Source organism: Microcystis viridis FACHB-1342 (assembly GCF_014698335.1).
GTDB classification, from domain to species: Bacteria; Cyanobacteriota; Cyanobacteriia; order Cyanobacteriales; family Microcystaceae; genus Microcystis; species Microcystis ichthyoblabe_A.
Map to the genome: position 1 here is coordinate 25233 of NZ_JACJSV010000039.1, position 19751 is coordinate 44983.

At 43.7% G+C, this 19751-nt stretch carries 17 protein-coding genes; 12 read left to right on the plus strand and 5 right to left on the minus strand.

Features of this window, described 5'->3' with window-relative positions:
• Positions 1-8 precede the first annotated feature (8 nt).
• Positions 9-2561, minus strand: a complete 2553-nt coding sequence (leuS, locus tag H6G40_RS13750) for a leucine--tRNA ligase (protein ID WP_081330897.1) — start codon at positions 2559-2561, stop codon at positions 9-11.
• 434 nt (positions 2562-2995) lie between these two features.
• Here leuS and H6G40_RS13755 point away from each other — a divergent pair, with 434 nt between their 5' ends.
• The 3 genes from H6G40_RS13755 (at position 2996) to H6G40_RS13765 (ending at position 5082) form a co-directional block, all read left to right on the plus strand.
• Positions 2996-3571 (plus strand): hypothetical protein, encoded by a 576-nt coding sequence (locus tag H6G40_RS13755; protein WP_069475246.1) that lies wholly within the window; start codon positions 2996-2998, stop codon positions 3569-3571.
• A 6-nt stretch (positions 3572-3577) separates the two neighbouring features.
• Entirely contained in the window at positions 3578-3946 is a 369-nt protein-coding gene (locus H6G40_RS13760) for a DUF1818 family protein (RefSeq protein ID WP_069475245.1), read from the plus strand.
• A gap of 65 nt (positions 3947-4011) precedes the next feature.
• The gene (locus H6G40_RS13765; RefSeq protein WP_016516293.1) at positions 4012-5082 is read left to right on the plus strand and encodes a YheT family hydrolase; all 1071 of its coding nucleotides are present in this window, start codon (positions 4012-4014) and stop codon (positions 5080-5082) included.
• Positions 5083-5401: 319 nt separating this feature from the next.
• Here H6G40_RS13765 and H6G40_RS13770 read toward each other — a convergent pair whose 3' ends face one another.
• Positions 5402-6397 (minus strand): carbohydrate kinase family protein, encoded by a 996-nt coding sequence (locus tag H6G40_RS13770; RefSeq protein ID WP_069475244.1) that lies wholly within the window; start codon positions 6395-6397, stop codon positions 5402-5404.
• A gap of 272 nt (positions 6398-6669) precedes the next feature.
• On the opposite strand from H6G40_RS13770, the gene H6G40_RS13775 reads away from it, so the two are divergent.
• Positions 6670-7140 carry a GNAT family N-acetyltransferase gene (locus H6G40_RS13775; protein ID WP_002735010.1) on the plus strand — a complete coding sequence of 157 codons (471 nt, stop codon included), beginning with the start codon at positions 6670-6672 and terminating at the stop codon, positions 7138-7140.
• Here H6G40_RS13775 and H6G40_RS13780 read toward each other — a convergent pair.
• Together H6G40_RS13780 and H6G40_RS13785 are read right to left on the minus strand one after the other, a co-directional pair.
• On the minus strand, positions 7076-7933 hold the full coding sequence (locus H6G40_RS13780; RefSeq protein WP_123231192.1) for a sensor histidine kinase: 858 nt from the start codon (positions 7931-7933) through the stop codon (positions 7076-7078). The two genes, H6G40_RS13775 and H6G40_RS13780, sit on opposite strands and share 65 nt — an antisense overlap.
• A complete protein-coding gene (locus H6G40_RS13785) occupies positions 7888-8475 on the minus strand; it encodes an L-threonylcarbamoyladenylate synthase (RefSeq protein ID WP_002732168.1) in 588 nt (195 codons plus the stop codon). The genes H6G40_RS13780 and H6G40_RS13785 overlap by 46 nt, the downstream gene beginning before the upstream one ends.
• 193 nt (positions 8476-8668) lie before the next feature.
• Here H6G40_RS13785 and H6G40_RS13790 point away from each other — a divergent pair, with 193 nt between their 5' ends.
• From H6G40_RS13790 to H6G40_RS13800, 3 genes are all read left to right on the plus strand, one after another.
• The gene (locus tag H6G40_RS13790; protein ID WP_002734270.1) at positions 8669-9196 is read left to right on the plus strand and encodes a GIY-YIG nuclease family protein; all 528 of its coding nucleotides are present in this window, start codon (positions 8669-8671) and stop codon (positions 9194-9196) included.
• 231 nt (positions 9197-9427) lie between these two features.
• Positions 9428-10462 (plus strand): anthranilate phosphoribosyltransferase, encoded by a 1035-nt coding sequence (gene trpD, locus H6G40_RS13795; RefSeq protein ID WP_069475241.1) that lies wholly within the window; start codon positions 9428-9430, stop codon positions 10460-10462.
• Between the two features lie 688 nt (positions 10463-11150).
• Positions 11151-12692 carry a ferredoxin--nitrite reductase gene (locus H6G40_RS13800; protein WP_002733445.1) on the plus strand — a complete coding sequence of 514 codons (1542 nt, stop codon included), beginning with the start codon at positions 11151-11153 and terminating at the stop codon, positions 12690-12692.
• 427 nt (positions 12693-13119) lie between these two features.
• Here H6G40_RS13800 and H6G40_RS13805 read toward each other — a convergent pair whose 3' ends face one another.
• On the minus strand, positions 13120-14154 hold the full coding sequence (locus H6G40_RS13805; RefSeq protein WP_002733642.1) for a PstS family phosphate ABC transporter substrate-binding protein: 1035 nt from the start codon (positions 14152-14154) through the stop codon (positions 13120-13122).
• A gap of 375 nt (positions 14155-14529) precedes the next feature.
• Between H6G40_RS13805 and pstS the strand changes: the two genes are divergently transcribed.
• The 5 genes from pstS to pstB (H6G40_RS13830) all read left to right on the plus strand — a co-directional run bounded on the left by pstS (position 14530) and on the right by pstB (H6G40_RS13830) (position 19417).
• Positions 14530-15651 (plus strand): phosphate ABC transporter substrate-binding protein PstS, encoded by a 1122-nt coding sequence (gene pstS, locus H6G40_RS13810; RefSeq protein WP_069475239.1) that lies wholly within the window; start codon positions 14530-14532, stop codon positions 15649-15651.
• Between the two features lie 94 nt (positions 15652-15745).
• The gene (gene pstC / locus H6G40_RS13815; RefSeq protein ID WP_002749316.1) at positions 15746-16705 is read left to right on the plus strand and encodes a phosphate ABC transporter permease subunit PstC; all 960 of its coding nucleotides are present in this window, start codon (positions 15746-15748) and stop codon (positions 16703-16705) included.
• Between the two features lie 17 nt (positions 16706-16722).
• Positions 16723-17616, plus strand: coding sequence for a phosphate ABC transporter permease PstA (pstA, locus tag H6G40_RS13820; protein WP_002732684.1), 894 nt, complete (start codon positions 16723-16725; stop codon positions 17614-17616).
• Positions 17617-17711: 95 nt separating this feature from the next.
• Positions 17712-18515 (plus strand): phosphate ABC transporter ATP-binding protein PstB, encoded by an 804-nt coding sequence (pstB, locus tag H6G40_RS13825; RefSeq protein WP_002732845.1) that lies wholly within the window; start codon positions 17712-17714, stop codon positions 18513-18515.
• Between the two features lie 104 nt (positions 18516-18619).
• Positions 18620-19417, plus strand: coding sequence for a phosphate ABC transporter ATP-binding protein PstB (pstB, locus tag H6G40_RS13830; RefSeq protein WP_002752590.1), 798 nt, complete (start codon positions 18620-18622; stop codon positions 19415-19417).
• Positions 19418-19751 lie beyond the last annotated feature (334 nt).

Below are 19751 nucleotides of genomic sequence, written 5' to 3' on the forward strand. Positions count from 1 at the left end.
GCTGTCATTTAAACCACGACAAAATTAACTAATTTGCCCGGGACAACAATCACTTTTTTGATTTCCTTACCCTCTAAATAACGTTGGGCGATTTCTGATTCCAGGGCGAGGGTTTCTAGGGTGCTTTTATCGGCACTAGCGGGAACTTGTATCGTGCCTCTGGTTTTTCCCAAAATTTGGATGACAAGGGTAATCTCGTCCACAATAAGGGCAGTGGGATCAACTTTTGGCCAGGGTTGCAGGTGAATTGATTGGCTATGACCTAAAGCTTGCCATAATTCTTCGCTAAGATGGGGAGCAAAGAGGGAAAGTAAGATTAATAGGGTTTCGATTCCTTCCCGATAAATGGGGGATGCAAAACACTTATTATCCCCTAAAGCGTTACTGAGTTTCATCAATTCGGAAATGGCGGTATTAAATTGATAATCTCCTTCTAAATCCTCGGAGATTTCTTTAATAGCGGTGTGAATTGCCCGTCTTAAATCCTTGTCAGTTTTCGAGAAAGTTTCTATTTTTTTGACTTGCTTGGGTTTATTTTCAATATATTCGCTGACTAAACGCCACACCCGATTAAGAAAGCGAAATTGTCCTTCTACCCCCGCATCATCCCACTGTAAATCTTTTTCTGGGGGTGCGGTAAAAAGTATAAACATTCGGGCAGTATCGGCCCCATATTTTTCCAGGACTTTCAGAGGATCAACGCCGTTATATTTCGACTTAGACATTTTTTCAAAGAAGAAAGATAGAACTTCTCCCGTGTCTTTATCGCAATATTTATCCTCTTGATAGATAACATTTTCTGCGGGGACATATTTGCCAGTTTCGGGATTTTTGTAGGTTAATCCCTGTACCATTCCCTGGGTTAATAGACGGTTAAAAGGTTCATCGACATTAACTAAACCTCGGTCTCTTAAAACTTTGGTAAAGAAACGAGAATAGAGTAAATGTAGGATAGCGTGTTCGATTCCTCCGACGTATTGATCCACGGGCATCCAATCATTAACCTTCTCGAATTGAAAGGGTATATCTTCATTTTTAGCATCGGTATAACGGAGGAAATACCAACTAGAATCGATGAAAGTATCCATAGTGTCCGTTTCCCGTTTTGCGGGAGTGCCACAGCGAGGACAATCCACATTTACCCAGTCTTCTAATTTGGCTAAAGGGGAAGCACCTCGACCGCTAAATTCGACATTTTCCGGTAAAGTAACGGGTAAATTATCGATAGGTACTGGCACGGTTCCACAGTTAGGACAGTGGATAACTGGAATCGGACAACCCCAATATCTTTGACGGGAAATTAACCAATCCCGGAGGCGATATTGTATTCTAGCTTTGCCGTAACCTTGGGCAGTGGCATAATCAATAATAGCGGTTTTTCCTGCTGTAGAATGCAACCCATTAAATTGAGCGGAATTAATCATAATTCCCGCTTCTGTGTAGGCCTCTTTTAACTCAATTTCGCCACTTTCTGGAGTAATAACTATCTTAATTGGCAGATTATTTTCCTGAGCGAATTTAAAATCGCGACTGTCGTGAGCCGGGACTCCCATCACTGCCCCTGTCCCGTATTCGTAGAGGACATAATCAGCAATTAAAATCGGAATTTCTTCACCGGTAAAAGGATTAATTGCCACTCCTCCGGTTTTAATACCGCGTTTGGGTTTATCTTCGGCAGTTCTTTCTAATTCGCTTTCGCTGGCTATCTCTTGAATAAAAGTTTCTACGGCCGATTTTTGTTCGGGAGTGGTAACTTGTAAAGTTAAGGGATGTTCGGGAGCAAGTACCACATAAGTGACTCCATAAACCGTATCGGGACGAGTGGTAAAAACAGCAATTTTTTCTGGGGAATTAACAAGAGGAAATTCTAAATAAGCACCTACCGATTTACCAATCCAGTTGGCCTGCATGGTTTTAACCCGTTCTGGCCAACCGGTAAGTTTATCTAAATCAGTGAGTAATTGTTCGGCATAATCGGTGATTTTTAGGAACCATTGCCGGAGTAATTTTCTTTCTACTTTAGCACCCGATCGCCAAGATTTTCCTTCACTATCTACCTGTTCATTGGCCAAGACAGTTTGATCGATAGGATCCCAATTCACTGCCGCTTCTTTTTGGTAGGCTAATCCCGATTCAAAAAACTGTAAAAATAGCCATTGGGTCCAACGATAATATTCCGGGGAACAGGTGGCAACTTCTCTTTCCCAATCGATAGATAATCCTAACTGTTGTAATTGCCGTTTCATCTGGGCAATATTTTGATCAGTCCATTTTGCCGGAGGAACTCCTCTTTCAATGGCGGCATTTTCTGCGGGTAATCCGAAAGCATCCCACCCCATGGGATGCAGCACGCGATAACCCTGCATTCTTTTCAGACGGGCAATCACATCGGTGATAGTATAGTTACGAACGTGACCCATGTGCAGGTTGCCTGATGGATAGGGGAACATGGAGAGGGCGTAAAATTTCGGTTTATCGGCGTTTTCTGGGGTTTTGTCCAATCCCATTTGCTGCCAAATCTTCTGCCATTTCTGTTCGATTTCTGCGGGGTTGTACGGCACTGGGGTCTTTTCTCCTGAGTTTTATCTATCCTTCCTATTTTACAGCAGCCGGCTGGGGGCGATTGCCAGTCTTGGGGTTATCTACCCTAGCAAAAACCCTCTGGGTTTTAAGTAAGTGGTTCTAATTAAATATGAAGATAGATTTTGGGTTCGATCCCCCCTATCGATTAGTCAGATATTTCTTAACAAAAAGAGAAGAAACTTAAAAAAAGGGGAAACGATTGATAGCTATAGTTTTGAAAGAAAGAATCAAGGTGGAGGTCAGCAAAAAAATGGAGAAATGGGCAGCCCAAGAATTACAGTATGGTGGAAAACTTGGCTGGACAGCTTAGTACAAGTGTTCTAAAAGTTTCGGAAAATCTAGCCGCGATGAATGGCAATCTTTGTGTGACACTATTTATAAAAAGGTTCCGCTCAATTTATTCTTGATCAATATGCTATTAAAATTACCTCAAAAGCTAAAAATTAAGCGACTAATATTATTAGTATTCTGCCTAGGAATAGGAGTATTTGTCTGGTGGTTATCCTGGCAATCCACCGGGATGAGCCAAATTCAACGCCCCGAAACAGTTGCCCAACAAATTTACCAAGCAATGCCAGATTTACCGAAAGAAAACAACTATATCCGTCGAGAGACAGGAGTGATCGATCCGAATAATACCCTAATAAGTCGCTTTCTTCGTTATCATCAAGATACCAAAAAAAGATTTACTCTCATCCGTTTTGATTGGCAATTAACCCTAGGGGATTACCTAGGAGTGAACGAGAAAATCAGCGAAGAAAACTATCCCGGACAAGCAACCCTTACCGTTAATCCTATGGCTGCCGATATCAAAGCGATGAACAGTCTTAATCGTCGTCAACGGCAGCAGTTAGTCACCCTTCTAGTCGAAATTTATAACCCCGCTATTCTCCCCCAAGAAACCCCCACTCCTAACCCTTCTCCTAGTCCTTCTCCTAGTCGTCCATCTTTATCAAAACCGGGAGATGCCGACCTATTAAAATTCTAGAAAATTATGGAAAAAATTCTCAAATATGGTTCGGGTTGGCGACTCGGTTGGAATCCTACGGCAGCCATTTATAAAGGATTAATTGGTGGCGATGATTGGGCGATCGAATTAACCGAGGCCGAGTGGCAAGATTTGCGTCGGTTACTATCACAATTGACCGCAACTATGGCGGCCATGGCCACAGAATTAATGGATGAAGAAAGTATTGCTTGTGAAGCGGAAAGCGAGCTTTTATGGTTAGAAGCGGCAGGATTTCCTGATAATTATTCCCTGCGATTTATTCTCTATCAAGGTCGCGGTTGTGAGGGCAATTGGTCAGCCACTGCCCTGCCAGAGTTGCTCGCCGCTTGGGACAATTTGCTTTACAATTTTTAAGAAAGCGGTGGACATAAGTTAATTTTTGTTTCCCCCTCTTGACTTTTTGATTCCCCTGTGCTGCCATGATTGCCCATCCGAGGACGAAGACCGATAATCTCACCTACACTCCGCCCCCATTGCTGAAAAACGGTTTTGCCATGACTCTCTATGTGTCCCTAAAAGCGCGAGAAACCTGGCAAAATACGATCGCTATTCCCGAACCAGTCTATCAAGAAACCATTTTCACCGGGGCCAATGCCGTCCCTATCTACGGGATTGTTTCCATTCCCCCGCAAGCGAAAGGAACAATTATCGGGACCTACGGCATCACGGGAGACTTAGATAATCAATGGTTTTTAAGGATTTTAGGCAGAAAAGCCGTAGCGAGAAACTACGCAGTCGTCCTCTTCGATTGGCGGGCCCACGGTAAGACAGCCGAATTATCCCCGACTCTCACCTCCGATGGCATCTATGAAGGGCTAGATTTCATTCATATTGCCGCCCAAGCTCAAAAAATGGGCTGTCCCGCCCCTTTTTGGTTCACAGGTTACTCTCTGGGGGGACAATTAGCCCTCTGGGGAATTAAATCGGCAGAGAATCAGGAAGATATGGGGATCGATCCCGTCGCTATCGGTGGTGGGGCGGTAATTTGTCCTAATTTAGACTCTAATCGTTCCTTATCCTATCTCGTCCGGGATACCTGGGGGAAACATTTGGAAAAAGCGATCGCCAGGGAATTACGCAAGTTAGCCAAACGCATCCATCAAGCTCATCCCGATCATATCGATCCCGAAGCAATTACTCGCGCCACCACGATTGCCGGATTCGATCGAGAATTAGTGATTAAAAAGCTAGGATTTGAGACAGTTTTTGACTATTATGCCGCTAGTAGTCCCTTGCCCTTTCAACCCTATTTAACTAAACCCACTTTTATCCTCTACGCGGCCGATGATCCCCTCTTTTCCCCCGCAGTTATTCCCGATCTGCAAGCAGCGATCGCTGATAATCCCCACGTGGATCTACTCTTAACCAACCACGGTGGTCATGTGGGTTATATCAGCAGTTTATCCTGTCAGCGTCAGTGGGGCGATAGCGATCGCTGGTGGGCATGGAATCGGGTTTTAGACTGGTTTGACCAAAAAACTGGCAAATAATACTAAATCCGTTGAGTATAGGTTACATATCAAGATAGGCACTCATGCAAGAGGGGGAATAGATAATCAGTTTTTAATAACCAGATTTAGTATAGGGTTGGCTGAATAAATCTAAAAACCTTGTTGTATAAGACTTTTAGACTTTTTTCCCATCAAAAAGTGCCAGACCTTGGGGTGATCGGGGGGGAAATTTAGGCACTTTTTCCCTGAAAATTAGGTAATTGACCCCCTGAAAATGGATAAAACCCCACACCCCACACCCCACACCCCACACCCTGCCCCCACGAAAAACTTTTTGCCGCAAACCCTAGTATAGTTTCTAGGAGTCAAGGGCCGCTAGAAACTCCTCCACCTGTTCCCGAGTCGGTTGGGATGCGATCGCGCCTGCTCTTCTTGTCACCATTGCCCCCACCGCACAGGCATAAATCACCGCGTTACGCGCTAAATCGGCATTTTCCTCGATTTTATCGCCTACAAGACCGGCACGAGCTAAAAAACCCGCCACAAAGCCATCCCCCGCCCCAGTGGTATCCACTACCTCCCCAGAAAAAGCCTCGACATTGCCGCTATTTTCGCCTAAATGATATTTACAACCTTTTGCGCCGCCAGTAACCAGAATTGCCCCTAAATTGGGGTATTTTGACGATATTTCTCCCGGGTTATCAGTGCCAAATAACCATGCTGCTTCTTCCTCGCTACATTTGAGCAAATCGGCCTGGGCAATAAAATCTCGAATCTGATCAGGAGCAACCTCAAGATTAGTCCAAAAAACCGGTCGCCAGTTGATATCGATCAATACTTTCACTCCGTAAATTTTAGCCAATTCGAGGGCGCGTTGCATTGCCCGGCGGGAAAGGGGATAGGCTAACCCTAGGGTTCCCATCACTAGATAATCGGCATTTTTAAACAGATTTTCGGGCAATAGGTCAGCATTAAGGGCAGTATCGGCAAAATCAGTCGTTTTTCTGCCGCCAAAACCCGCAAAATGTCTGTCTCCCCCAGCATCGCGGGTGACATAAACTTGTCGGGTGGGTAGGGTGGCATGATACTGTACACCAGTGGTATCGACTCCGAGAGCGTCTAGCAAGGCGATTAACTGTTCTCCGGGTTGATCTTTGCCCACACAACCGATAAAAGCCGAATTTATGCCCAATTTTCGCAATCCACAGGCCACGTTTGCCGGCGCACCCCCCGCGTAGGTTGTCCAAGAAGTTACTTTCTCTATAGAGCGATCGCTTTGATCGGCAATTAGATCATAGAGGATTTCCCCTAAACAAATGACAGACACCGGCGAAGATCTTTGATTGTTAAGCATTGCTGTGGGGTGTGGGGTGTGGGGTGTGGGGTGTAGGGTGTGGGGTGTGGGGTGTGGGGAGAATAAATAAAATAATCTCCTATCTCCTGACTCCTATCTCCTGACTCCCGATCACTGATTAATAACTTGTCAAGAAATCACGATAAATAAACTAGAGATTATCTTAGACATTTAGTATAATCAAACACATAGATTAGGGGAAATTGCTCATAAATCAGCCCGATCGAGCGTGAATCCTCTTTTATTTTTTAGTCTTAGACTAAGGAAATATCATGGTTGATTGTAGTCAGATTCAGTTTGACGAGGATAAAAGCAAGATAGATTTATTGCAACTACGAGAATTATTTAATTTAACCGCATTTTGGGCAATAGATCGCCGTTTAGAAGATTTAGAAACCGCAATTGACTATAGTGATCCGGTGGTGACGGTGTGGAATGAGCGGCAATTAATTGGTTTTGCTCGGGCCACTTCTGACGGCATTTATCGGGCAACTATTTGGGATGTGATTGTTCATCCCGATTATCAGGGAGCCGGTTTAGGACGTAAATTAGTAGAAACAGTTTTGGCCCATCCCCGAATAAATCGGGTGGAAAGAGTCTATTTGATGACTACTAACCAACAACAATTTTACCAGCGCATTGGTTTCCAAAGCAACGCCACCACGACGATGGTATTATTTAATCGTTATCCCGAGGAGTTTTCCTGTCCGGCGATCGAGGTAAAGAAAAAACGATCTCTGTGAGCTTGTCCTGACTATTGTTATCGATTCGATCTAAGCTCATTTCCCCCCCCGATACTTCGATAATTCCCTTCGCTAACTGGAATTTAAGACTAGGAGAAAAGCCAAGAACTTGAGTAAATTGTTTGACTTCTTCTGGCTTTGATTCTAAACTCAAGGATGAAATTTCTGGCATTGGCCAGAGAGGGATTTCCCCCGTAAATTCTAGACTAATAGTGACTTTTTTCTCGTCAAGAGCGCTTACGGATATACAAATAGAGCCACTTCCTGGGTTGGCGATCGCTGCATCGACGAGAAGAACAAGAGCGGAGGATAAACATTGATAATCGGCAATAATAGCAATATCATCAGTTAAAGGGCTAAATTTAAGCTGAATATTGCGATTAGCTGCCTGTAAATAGGTTAAACTTGCCCAATCTTCCCAGAGTTTAGTTAAAGAAAAAATTTCTCGCTCCAGAGGTATAGTACCCGACTCTAGCTTCGAGAGATTAATCATCTCATCGAGCATTGCCATCAGTTTACGGCCTGCCAGTTGTCCCTGGGCGATAAATTCCCTTTCTTCGGCCGAACTTTCACAAAGATCGGCGAGAATCATTTGATGGATACTGATCATACTGCTCAATGGCGATCGCAATTCGTGGGCAACCCGTCCTAAAAAACTGCTTTTGAGGTGATTAATTGCCACAGCCATCTGATAAGCGAGGCGAGTTTGCTGTAATTCCCGTTTTAAAGCGTCAATATCGTCCATATTTACAGAAAAACTGCCCCTTGTCGTAAGATATCCCATCTTTGACATTGCCAACGCGCGACGGTGGAGGGTTGTCCACTATTAATTATTCCCCATGCTTGCCTTTCTGTGGGTGCTAACACCGTCACCGAGGGAAAAGTAGTCATAATCGCTTCTGGAGTTAATAAAGGCTCTTGTCCTGACAGATTAGCACTTGTGGTCGCTAAAACACCAGTTCGACCGAGAATTTCTCTTGCGATCGCATGAGCGGGAACTCGGATACCAATCGTGCTAGAATCCTTAGGGTTAAGAACTTTTGGTACTTTTTCAGAAGCGGGTAAAACCAAAGTTAGGGAGCCGGGCCAGTATTTTTCGGTCATTTGCCGCCAAATTTCCCTTTCTTCCTGATTTCCCTTGACATAATCCCATAAATCTGCTGCTGAGGCCGCCATTAGAATTAAAGGTTTATCAAAAGTCCGTTTTTTAGCGGCAAAAACTAAGGCAGCATAGGGGGGAGAAACCGCTAAAGCGGGGACTGTATCCGTGGGAAAAGAAACCACTTGACCACTTAAGGCCGCGTGAACAATTTCGTTAAGAGAAGCAGTAGGCATTGAGAATTGATCATTTTTGGGGACTAATTTAGCCTAAGACTTTTTGGTACAATTTTAAACGGGTAGGGTTGATTCATGAATCAACCCTACCTTGAATCAACTCTACCTTGAATCAATCCTACTTGATCAGCGGTGGATCTGAAAGTTTTTAACACCTACCTACTTATCTCCAACCAATTAGCGACGATTAATTATGAATGAGTCTGATACTTTTGCTAATCTCGAACAATTAGAATACATTCCCTACCTAGATGCCACCGGTAATATCTGTGTTGATTTCCAGGGAAAAATCGGGGTTTATGCCATTTTTGATCGAGAACAAGTCTTAGAGTTTGTCGGCTATTCTCGTGATATTTATCTCAGTTTAAAACAACATCTTGCCCGACAGCCTCAAGCTTGTTATTGGCTAAAAATACAGGTGATTGAGCGTCCTAATCGAACTATTCTCGAATCGATTAAACAAGCTTGGCTAAGAGAAAGTCAGGCAGTAATCGGCGATGAAAAACTCTGGACAGAACCAATTGATGCTAAATTAGCCATGACTGAGACAGAAAAAGAAATTTATCAAAGTGCTGACGAAGTAGGGCAAATCAAGTTATTAAAACAGGTATCCAGACGAGTAGAAAACGATGTTTTATCAACTCTAGAAAAACGGGGAGTACAGATGGAAATTCGTTTTAATCCTAAGTTAAAAGAACAGGGTTTGCTCGATTTGAAGTAAAAATTCCGGCTCTCTTATTCTTTGTGTAATAAGTTTAACTTATATAGTAGCGATCAGTCTTTGTGTCCTTTGTGTCTCTGTGGTTCGTCCCACTCACTCGGCCGCAAAACTGTATTTTAGAATACATTTTACCCACCAAACCTAAGAGAGCCAAATTACTAGGAGCGCTCGATTCTCCAGACAAACCGCTATGATAGTATATCGCCCCATCCCCACAGCAATGGAACAGCGATGACCAATCAAGACTGGCCAAACCTACTGCAGCAACTACTCGATCGAAAATCCCTTTCCCTTAACCAAGCTGAAGAATTAATGACCGGATGGTTAAACGGCCAGATTCCGGAAGTTTTATCGGGGGCGATTTTAGCGGCTTTGCAAGCAAAAGGAGTCTCGGCCGCCGAATTAGCGGGAATGGCCGGAGTTTTACGGCAACAATCTCGCTTAGAAGACCCTAAACCCCATACTACTCCCGTTATCGATACCTGTGGCACCGGCGGTGACGGGGCCTCAACCTTTAATATTTCCACTGCCGTGGCTTTTGTGGCGGCCGCCGGGGGCGTAAAAGTGGCTAAACACGGCAATCGCTCCGCCTCCAGTAAAGTCGGTTCGGCCGATGTTTTAGAATATCTTGGGGTTAATTTAAGCGCCCCTAGCGAGAAAGTGGCGGCGGCTTTAGATGGGGTGGGAGTGACCTTTCTTTTTGCCCCTGGTTGGCATCCGGCCCTGAAAAGTGTGGCTAATCTCCGCAAAACCCTGAAAGTTCGCACGGTTTTTAATCTTCTGGGTCCTCTAGTTAATCCTCTCCGTCCCACAGGTCAAGTTATCGGGGTTTATGACCAGCAATTTCTCACCCCCATGGCCACAGCTTTAGCACAAATGGGAACCCCCAAGGCGATTATTGTTCACGGCCGGGAAAAACTCGACGAGGTGGGGTTGGGAGATCTGACCGATATGGCTTTATTAAATAATGGCGAGGTGATTTCTGCGGCAATCGATCCCTTGTCAATTTCTATCCCTAGAGCCAGTTTAAATGCCCTTAAAGGCGGGGAAGTGCCAGAAAATGCCGAAATCCTCAAAAATGTTCTGCAAGGGGGGGGAACGCCCGCTCAACGGGATGCTGTGGCGATTAATGCCGCTCTTGCCCTACAGGTGGCAGAAAAGGTCACTTTTGGCGATCATGCTGCTGGTTTCGCCCTCGCTCGCGAGATTTTAGCCAGTGGGTTAGCTTGGCAAAAATTAGAGGAGTTGGTTAAGTTTCTCGCTTAGGAAAATTCAGAGGAGACAGAAAGCAGTCGCGATGCCAAAGTTGACACCACCAAGCATGACAATATTCTGATTGACGAATTGGCGTTATTTCAGCTTCTATTTTCCAGTCAGTGCCTCTCTTGATATGTAGCCTATACTCAACGGATGGCCGTATTACTTACGATTTTATTGCTCAATCCAAGTTTTTGGGGGGTTCTACCCCCCAAACCCCGGAGCGCATTAGTTTTTCGGTAGGATGCTTACACGCGGCTGCTGATACATCTGTAATAATTTAAGAGTCACTCCACTTGCAGGAGTGCCTGTCCTGATATGTAGCCTATACTCAACGGATTTAGTATGATTGACGAATTTGCGTTATTTCAGCCTCTATTTTCAAGTTAGGAGATTATTTTTATTTATTCTCCCATCTCCCCACACCCCACACCCCACACCCCACTTCCCCACCTCAATGCACTTACTGCATGATATAAATGCCTAAACACGATGGTTAGGAGATTTCTGTTACAAACAATACAAAATCACCCAAGTTAAAAAGAATTAAATAACAAATAGAGACTAGGTAAATTACTAAATTTTTGCTAATGACGACAGTATTTTACAGAATACTTATTGTTAAATCCGGATTTCTTCATTTCTAACCCGCACCAACTAGAACAATTACACCCACAAACCAAAAGGAGATAGATTCGTGGTACAAGCACCTGAAAAAGATGGAACAACTCTCAATAAATTCGAGAAATTTAAAGCCGAAAAAGACGGATTAGCCATTAAAGATGAACTAGATCATTTTGCCCAAATCGGTTGGGAAGCGATGGATAAAACCGATTTAGAACATCGCTTAAAATGGGTGGGGGTTTTTTATCGTCCTGTCACCCCGGGTAAATTCATGATGCGTTTGCGGGTTCCTAACGGCATTATTAGCGGTGAGCAAATGCGCGTTTTAGGGGAAATTGTGCAGCGTTACGGCGATGATGGCAATGCCGATATTACTACTCGTCAAAACCTACAATTACGCGGTATTCGTATCGAAGATATTCCTGATATTTTCCAACGACTAAAATCCGTGGGCATGACTTCGGTACAATCGGGCATGGATAATGTCAGAAATATTACCGGTTCACCCATGGCGGGACTAGACGCAGATGAATTAATTGACACCAGGGAATTAGTCCAAAAAGTCCAAGATATGATTACCAACTGCGGTCAAGGTAATTATCAATTTACCAATCTGCCCCGCAAATTTAATATTGCCATCGAGGGGGGCCGGGATAACTCGGTTCATGCGGAAATTAACGATATTGCCTTTGTTCCTGCCTATAAAGAAGGAGAATTAGGCTTTAATGTCGTGGTGGGTGGCTTTTTCTCGGCTAAACGCTGTGAAGCGGCAATTCCCATGAATGTTTGGGTGAGACCTAATCAGGAGGTGGTGGATTTATGCCGAGGGATTTTAGAAGTTTACCGCGATAACGGATTGCGTGCCAATCGTCAAAAATCCCGTTTAATGTGGTTAATTGATGAGTGGGGAATCGAGGAATTCAGGACGCGGGTGGCTAATCAGTTAGGTTATCCCTTGGCAACGGCAGCCGAAAAAGACGCTATTGACTGGGAAAAACGGGATCATTTAGGAGTTTTTCCCCAAAAACAGGAGGGATTGAGCTATATCGGTCTTTGTGTTCCCGTTGGTCGTCTATTTGCCGATGATATGTTCGATTTAGCCCGGATTGCCGAAGTGTATGGCAGCGGAGAATTGCGTTTAACTGTGGAACAAAACGTGATTATTCCCAATATAGCGGCTGAAAATATGCCAACTCTTTTAACCGAGCCTTTACTGGCTAAGTTTACCCCCAATCCCACTCCTTTACAACGAGCGCTCGTTTCCTGTACGGGGGCGCAATTCTGCAATTTTGCCCTGATTGAAACCAAAAATAAGGCTGTGGACTTGATTCGTCAGTTAGATGCTGAATTAAATATCCCCCGGGGTGTGCGTATGCACTGGACTGGTTGCCCTAACTCCTGCGGACAACCCCAAGTGGCCGATATCGGTTTGATGGGGACAAAAGCTCGCAAAGACGGCAAAACCGTCGAGGGAGTTGACCTCTACATGGGGGGTAAAGTGGGTAAAGATGCTCACCTGGGAAGTTGTGTACAAAAAGGGATTCCCTGTGAAGACCTAAAATCGGTGTTAACTTCTATCCTCATTGAGCAATTTGGGGCGACACCGAAGGGTTAATTAACAAGTTTATTGATACGCTGAATGGGGGGTTTGTCCCCTCTTTTTTTTCTGTATCTCTGTTGGGTGAAATTGGCAAACCTTTTGCTATGTTAGGAGGCAGATAGGAGTAGGAAAATCCTTATATATAGCGTTTCTCACACCTGTGTGGCACAGTCAAACCTTTGCTGATTAAGCTTTTCACCATCGACAATGTACCTCTTGCGAACAGGAAACGCTATATTTTCCTACCAGATGGGAATCGTTACTTAGGGTTTGCTGAATAAATGTGAAATATAGACGAGGTAAGAGTTTTAGGGTACTGTTTCGCCCCCACAGGTGCAAGATTTTGAGAGTCCTGTAAGGGCGAAGCATTCGGGCAATAACCTATCGGTGAAACCGTAGATTTTCTATCCGAATGCTTCGCCCCTACTTTTTGCCGCAAACCCTACTTCGCTTCAAATTGAGCTTGTTTGCGAAGTAATTCCCCGATGGTTAAATTGGGTTGAGGTCGGCCATTAAAAACCGTTCCTACCTCAAATTTTTGCAACTGTACCCGTGCCAAATGATAGGCCTCATCCGGTAGGGGAATATAACCAATACTATCTAATAAATCAGGAACTCGATCGAGATAATATTTAACAAATTTCTCTAAAGCGGGATTCTCTTGGGCTTTTTGAGCATTAACATAAATAAACAAAGGACGAGATAAAGGCTGATATTTACTATCCTCGACATTGCCGCGAGTTGGTTCAATACCGTTAACTTTCAAAGCTTTTAATTTATCCCGATTTTGTTCATAGTAAGCATGGCCAAAATAGCCTAAAGCGTTGGCATCTTGACTGACGGCATTAACTAAAGCTTGGTCATCTTCACTAAAATTAAAGTCCCCACGACTGGCATCTTTGCCGTTAATTACATCACTAAAAAAATCGTAGGTTCCGGAATCTTTACCCGGCCCGTGAAGGGTAATCGGTTGGTCGGGCCAAGCGGGATTAATTTGATTCCAACGTTTGATTTTATTCTCGGCCGCTGGTTCCCAAATAGTTCTTAATTCTGTGGTGGAAATATCATCAACCCAGTTATTTTTGGGATTGACTACCACGGTTAAAGCATCAAAAGCGATCGGTAGTTCGATAAATCTGACCTTATTAGCATCACATTCTTTTAATTCTTCCACAGAAATCGGCCGAGAAGCATTATTAATATCCGTTTCTCCCGCACAAAATTTTCTAAAACCGCCGCCAGTTCCTGAAATATTAGCGTCAATTTTAACATCAGCCAAAGCTTTGTTAGGGGTATTAGCTTTAAAATCTTCGAGAACTTTATCAGTAATTGGTGCTACGGTACTCGAACCATCGATTTTAATTGGTTTTAGATCTTGAGGATTAATATTGGCACAAGCGGGTAAAAGTAGAGCAGTTCCTAGTATGGTTGCCACTACTTTGGTCGGACGAGATAGCTGAGTAAAGATTTCTAGCATAGGTGTCAAAAGGAGAAAGTAAAAACGGGTATTGGGGAGACTTTTCAGTTATCAGTGGGGAAGTGGGAAGAAAAAAGCTGAGGGATGATGGCTAAAAACCTTAATCTTTTCTTTGTTGTTTTTACGTCACTATAATGGTAGGGAAAGAGAAACCCCCTATATAGACGGGAAAAGTTAGCGGCTTTACCCGCGACTTAAAACTAATGTTTAGTCAAAATAGATAGTAAAAGAAGTTGAGATTTTTGTCTAGTTATCGAGAAAACTTTTCTTGACAATACATTACGTTCTTTTATTCACTTCTTAACCTATTCTTTACCAAGCAGTGGTAACTTTTAGCGTAAGATTTAAGGCAGTTTACGGATCAAAATTAATCCTATGCCCAGCAGAAACAAGACCAATTTACTAACAGCCTTATCCCTAGCGACTCTAACAGCGACTTTAACCGCTTGTGGTGGCGGCGATACGGCGGGAACCAGCGGAGAGGGAAGCAATAGAATCGCCCAGGTTCCCCTAAAAGGAGAGGTCGCCCTCAATGGTGCGGGTGCTTCTTTTCCTGCACCCCTATATCAAAACTGGTTTGTCACCATTAATCAACTATTTTCCAAACTACTAATTAACTATCAATCTACCGGTAGCGGGGCGGGAGTCGAACAATTTATCCAAGGTACGATCGATTTTGGCGCTTCCGATGTGGCCATGAGTGACGAGGATATGGCCAGAGTTAGCCGAGGGGTTTTACTGCTACCGATGACGGCGGGAAGCATCGTTATGGCTTATAATTTGCCCGGAGTAGAAGGGCTGAAACTAAGTAGAGAAGCCTATGTAGGCATCTTTTTAGGCACGATTACCCGTTGGAACGATGCCAAAATTGCCGCCGATAACCCCGATTTAAAACTACCCGATGAAGAAATTACCGTAGTTCACCGGGCAGACGGTAGCGGGACAACGGGAGTTTTTACCAAGTTTTTAAGCGCCGTTAGTCCCGAATGGAAAAAAAGCATCGGTGAAGGAAAAGCCGTACAATGGCCGACCAAAAAAGGTAAATTTCTTGGCGGTAGAGGCAATGAGGGTGTAACTGCCCTAATTCAACAAAATCAAGGCTCGATCGGCTATATCGAGTACGGTTTCGCTAAAAATAATAACCTGCCCATGGCCGTTTTACAAAACCAAGCCGGTCAATTCGTTATCCCCAATGAAACCAACGCCGCTGCCACCTTAGCCACGGTGGAATTACCCGAAAATCTGCGGGCTTTTATCATCGATCCGCCGGGAGAAAATTCCTATCCCATTGTCACCTATACCTGGATGTTGGTTTACAAAAAATACAACGATCCCCAAAAAGCTTTAGCAATGGAGGCGATGATTGAATTTGGACTTAACCAAGGACAAGAACAAGCAGCTCCCCTTGGTTATATTCCCCTACCGAAAAACGTTCGGGAACGAGTAGCCGCCGCTGCCGATGTCATCTATCCTGATTACACGATCAACGTGGATTAGTCGCCGAAAAAATGTATTCAAAGTTACAATAGTAGTGGAGAAAGGCCAATTTCTCCCTTAGCTGCCGCAAACTAGCTGGATTTAAACCCTAATCATGAGTGCGCCCACAGTTCCACCCGACTCAAATTTTAAAGAACGTCCAGAATCGGAAAAAATCCTCGATAAAGGCTTTGTTGGATTAACCACCGCCTTTGCCATCGCTATTGGGCTGATTTTGCTCCTAATTGCCCTAGTTATTTTTATTCGGGCCCTACCAGCGATTCAAACCTTTGGTCTGGGATTTTTGACCAGTAGTGCTTGGAATCCCGTGCGCGGTCGGGAAGAATTCGGAGTTCTGCCCGTTATCTACGGAACTCTCGTTAGTTCTCTGATTGCCCTCCTGATTGCTGTTCCCCTCGGCATCGGTTCAGCCATTTTTTTAAGCGAAGATTTTATTCCCTTAAATGCGCGGACAATTTTGGTTTTTCTCGTACAACTTTTGGCCGCTATTCCCAGTGTTGTTTACGGATTATGGGGTATCTTTGTATTGATTCCTATCCTCAGACCCCTTGGTAACTGGTTAAATGCTAATTTTAGTTGGATTCCTCTGTTTAGTACTCCTTTAGGGGGTCCTGGAATGTTACCGGCGGGGGTTATTTTAGCAATTATGATCCTGCCGATTATTATCGCTATCTCTCGCGACTCTTTGGCCGCTTTACCGCCGGATTTGCGACAAGCTTCCCTAGGTTTGGGGGCCACCCGTTGGGAAACGATTTTTCGGGTATTAATTCCTGCCGCTTTTTCTGGGATTGTCGGGGGGATTATGTTAGCTTTAGGGCGTGCTTTAGGGGAAACCATGGCAGTAACGATGATTATCGGCAATTCTAACCGCATTAGTGCCTCTATTCTCGCCCCCGCTAACACGATCGCTTCCTTATTGGCTAACCAATTCGCCGAAGCATCGGGAATGCAAGTATCGGCACTCATGTATGCGGGTTTTGTTCTCTTGGTTTTGACCCTAGTAGTCAATATCTTCGCAGAATTAATCGTTAATCGCGTCAAAGCTAAGTATTAAGCCATCTTTTAACTGATATGGATAGTGCGAATTTAGGCAATAATCTCAAAAAGAAACCGAGTAGTCCTCGATCGCTATTGGGGACAATTATGACCGTTCTCTCGGCTTTATGTTTAGCTGTCACCGTGATTCCCCTTTTTGCCGTCCTAGGCTTTGTTTTTGTGCAAGGGGTGGGTCGTTTAAACGCTAATCTCTTTACTAAATTACCGCCACCACCGGGTTTAGGAGGAGGAGGCATCGCTAATGCCATTTTAGGCACAATTATCGTCGTTGCCCTGGCTACAGCGATCGCAGTTCCCATCGGCGTTTTAGCGGCGGTTTATCTCTCGGAATTTAGCGGTGATAACAAACTTGCCCAGGGTGTGCGCTTTGCTACCAACGTTCTAGCGGGTGTCCCTTCGATTATTGTCGGGGTTTTCGCCTTCGGTTTGTTAGTTGCGCCCTTATTTGGCGAAGGAACAGCCCTTTTAGGCTTTTCTGCCCTGGCCGGTTCGATCGGTTTAGCGGTGTTAATGTTACCGACTATTATTAGAACCACCGATGAGGCTTTAAAAATCGTTCCCCAAGACATCCGCTGGGCAGCCATGGGTTTAGGGGCCTATAACTACCAAACCGTCCTAAAAATCGTCCTTCCTGCGGCAGTTCCCGCTATTTTAACCGGTGTAACCTTAGCAATTGCTAGGGCTGCTGGGGAAACCGCCTCCTTAATTTTTACGGCATTATTCTCTAACTTTTGGCCTCGGGGTGTCTTTGAACCGATTGCCACCCTTTCGGTCCTAGTTTTCAACTTTGCTACTGCCCCTTTTGCCCCTCAACAGCAATTAGCTTGGGCAGGTGCTTTAATTCTCGTGCTTTTGGTGTTGGTAACTAACATTTTATCCCGTTTAGCCACGCGCCAGAAAACCTATTAAGTCAAGGAAAAAGTGAAAAGCAAAAAGGGATATTTAAGTAAAAATCTACCTATCTTTCTGATTCCTAAATTAGCCAAATTCAAGGTAAATAATTTATGCTAACTAATTCTAACCCCCATTCTACAGGAACCGTTTTAAAGGTCGATAAGGCTGATATTTACTATGGTAATTATCGGGCAGTGCGGGACGTTTCCATCGATATTCCCAAAAATAGAGTCACCGCTTTTATCGGACCCTCTGGCTGTGGAAAAAGTACCATTCTCAGGTGTTTTAATCGTCTCAATGATTTAATTCACGGTTTTCGTATTGACGGCAAAGTTTTTTATCATAACCAAGATATTTACTCTCAAGAGGTAGATCCTGTCGAAGTCAGAAAATATATCGGTATGGTGTTCCAGCGCCCTAATCCTTTTCCCAAATCCATCTACGATAATGTGGTTTACGGAGCGCGATTAAATGGTTATAAAGGCGATTTAGATGAATTAGTAGAAACTTCCTTGCGTCGAGCAGCTCTCTGGGAAGAAGTAAAAGATAAACTAAAAGAAAGCGGTTTTTCCCTATCGGGGGGACAACAACAAAGATTATGTATTGCTCGCACTATTGCCGCTCAACCAGAAGTATTATTAATGGATGAACCCTGTTCGGCACTGGATCCAATTTCAACTTTAAAAGTTGAGGAATTAATGCACGAATTAAAAGAACGTTATACAATTATTATTGTTACTCACAATATGCAACAAGCTACTAGAGTAGCGGATTTAACGGCTTTTTATAACGCTGAACCCACCGATAAAGGTGGCAAAATTGGTTATTTAGTCGAGTTTGATCATACGGACAAAATCTTCGGTGATCCTCAAGAACAAGCAACTAAAGATTATGTTAGTGGACGTTTTGGCTAAATCAGTTATCAGTTATCAGTTATCAGTTATCAGTTATCAGCTTTTTTCTTCCCTCTTTCCCTGTCCCTTCTCCCTTTTCCCCAACACCTATTCCTTTAAAGATTATGTATAGTAGCGATGTTGTCACCGATGCGGTTTTGAGAACCAAAAACTTAAATGTTTACTATGGTTCTAATCTCGCTGTTCGTGATGTTAACCTTGATATTCCTGAGAAAAAAGCGATCGCTTTTATCGGTCCTTCTGGCTGCGGAAAAAGTACAGTTTTGCGCTGTTTTAATCGCATGAATGATCTAGTTAAAAGTGCCAAAATTGAGGGAAAAGTTACCTTTCGGGGCCAAGATATTTATGGTAATTCCGTTAATCCTATCGGGTTACGCAGTCGCATCGGTATGGTTTTTCAGAAACCGAATCCTTTCCCCAAATCTATCTATGAAAATATCGCTTTTGGGGCGCGCTTAAATGGTTACATCGGTGATATGGATCAATTAGTAGAGGAATCTTTAAAAAAAGCCGTTCTCTGGGATGATGTTAAAGATAAACTCAAGGAAAGTGGTTTAGCTTTATCGGGAGGACAACAACAAAGGTTATGTATTGCTCGCGCTATTGCGGTTAAACCGGAAGTTGTTTTAATGGATGAACCCTGTGCGGCACTCGATCCAATTTCTACCCTAAAAATTGAGGAATTAATTCACGAATTGAAAACCCAATATACTATAGTTATTGTCACCCACAATATGCAACAAGCGTCGCGGGTTTCTGATTTAACGGCTTTTTATAATGCTGAACCGACCCCAAAAGGTGGTAAAGTGGGTTATTTAGTGGAATATGATCGCACCGAGGTTATCTTTCAAAATCCCGCTCAAGAGTCCACTAGAGATTATGTTAGCGGTCGTTTTGGTTAAAGTATTAATAATTAATCGTTATTCACGACTCCGGGATAGATTAATTTTTTTCATCTGGAATGATTGAAAAACGATTAAATTAACTGATTGCGAAACCCGGTGGACAATCATCTGGCACTTGAGTTAAACAGAGTTTTACTTTATCGCTGGGTAAAGCTGTTTTTGAAGCTGGAACTTCATCAATTTTCACATAGAAAAACAGGTAATGATTCGGTAGTAGTGGCGTAGCTCTCTTGCTTACCTGGTATGAATTGTGTAAAATATTTATTAATAAAAATAATTGGAACCCGATCAGTCTTTAAACCTCTAGCTTGATCATGACTTTTCTGATAAA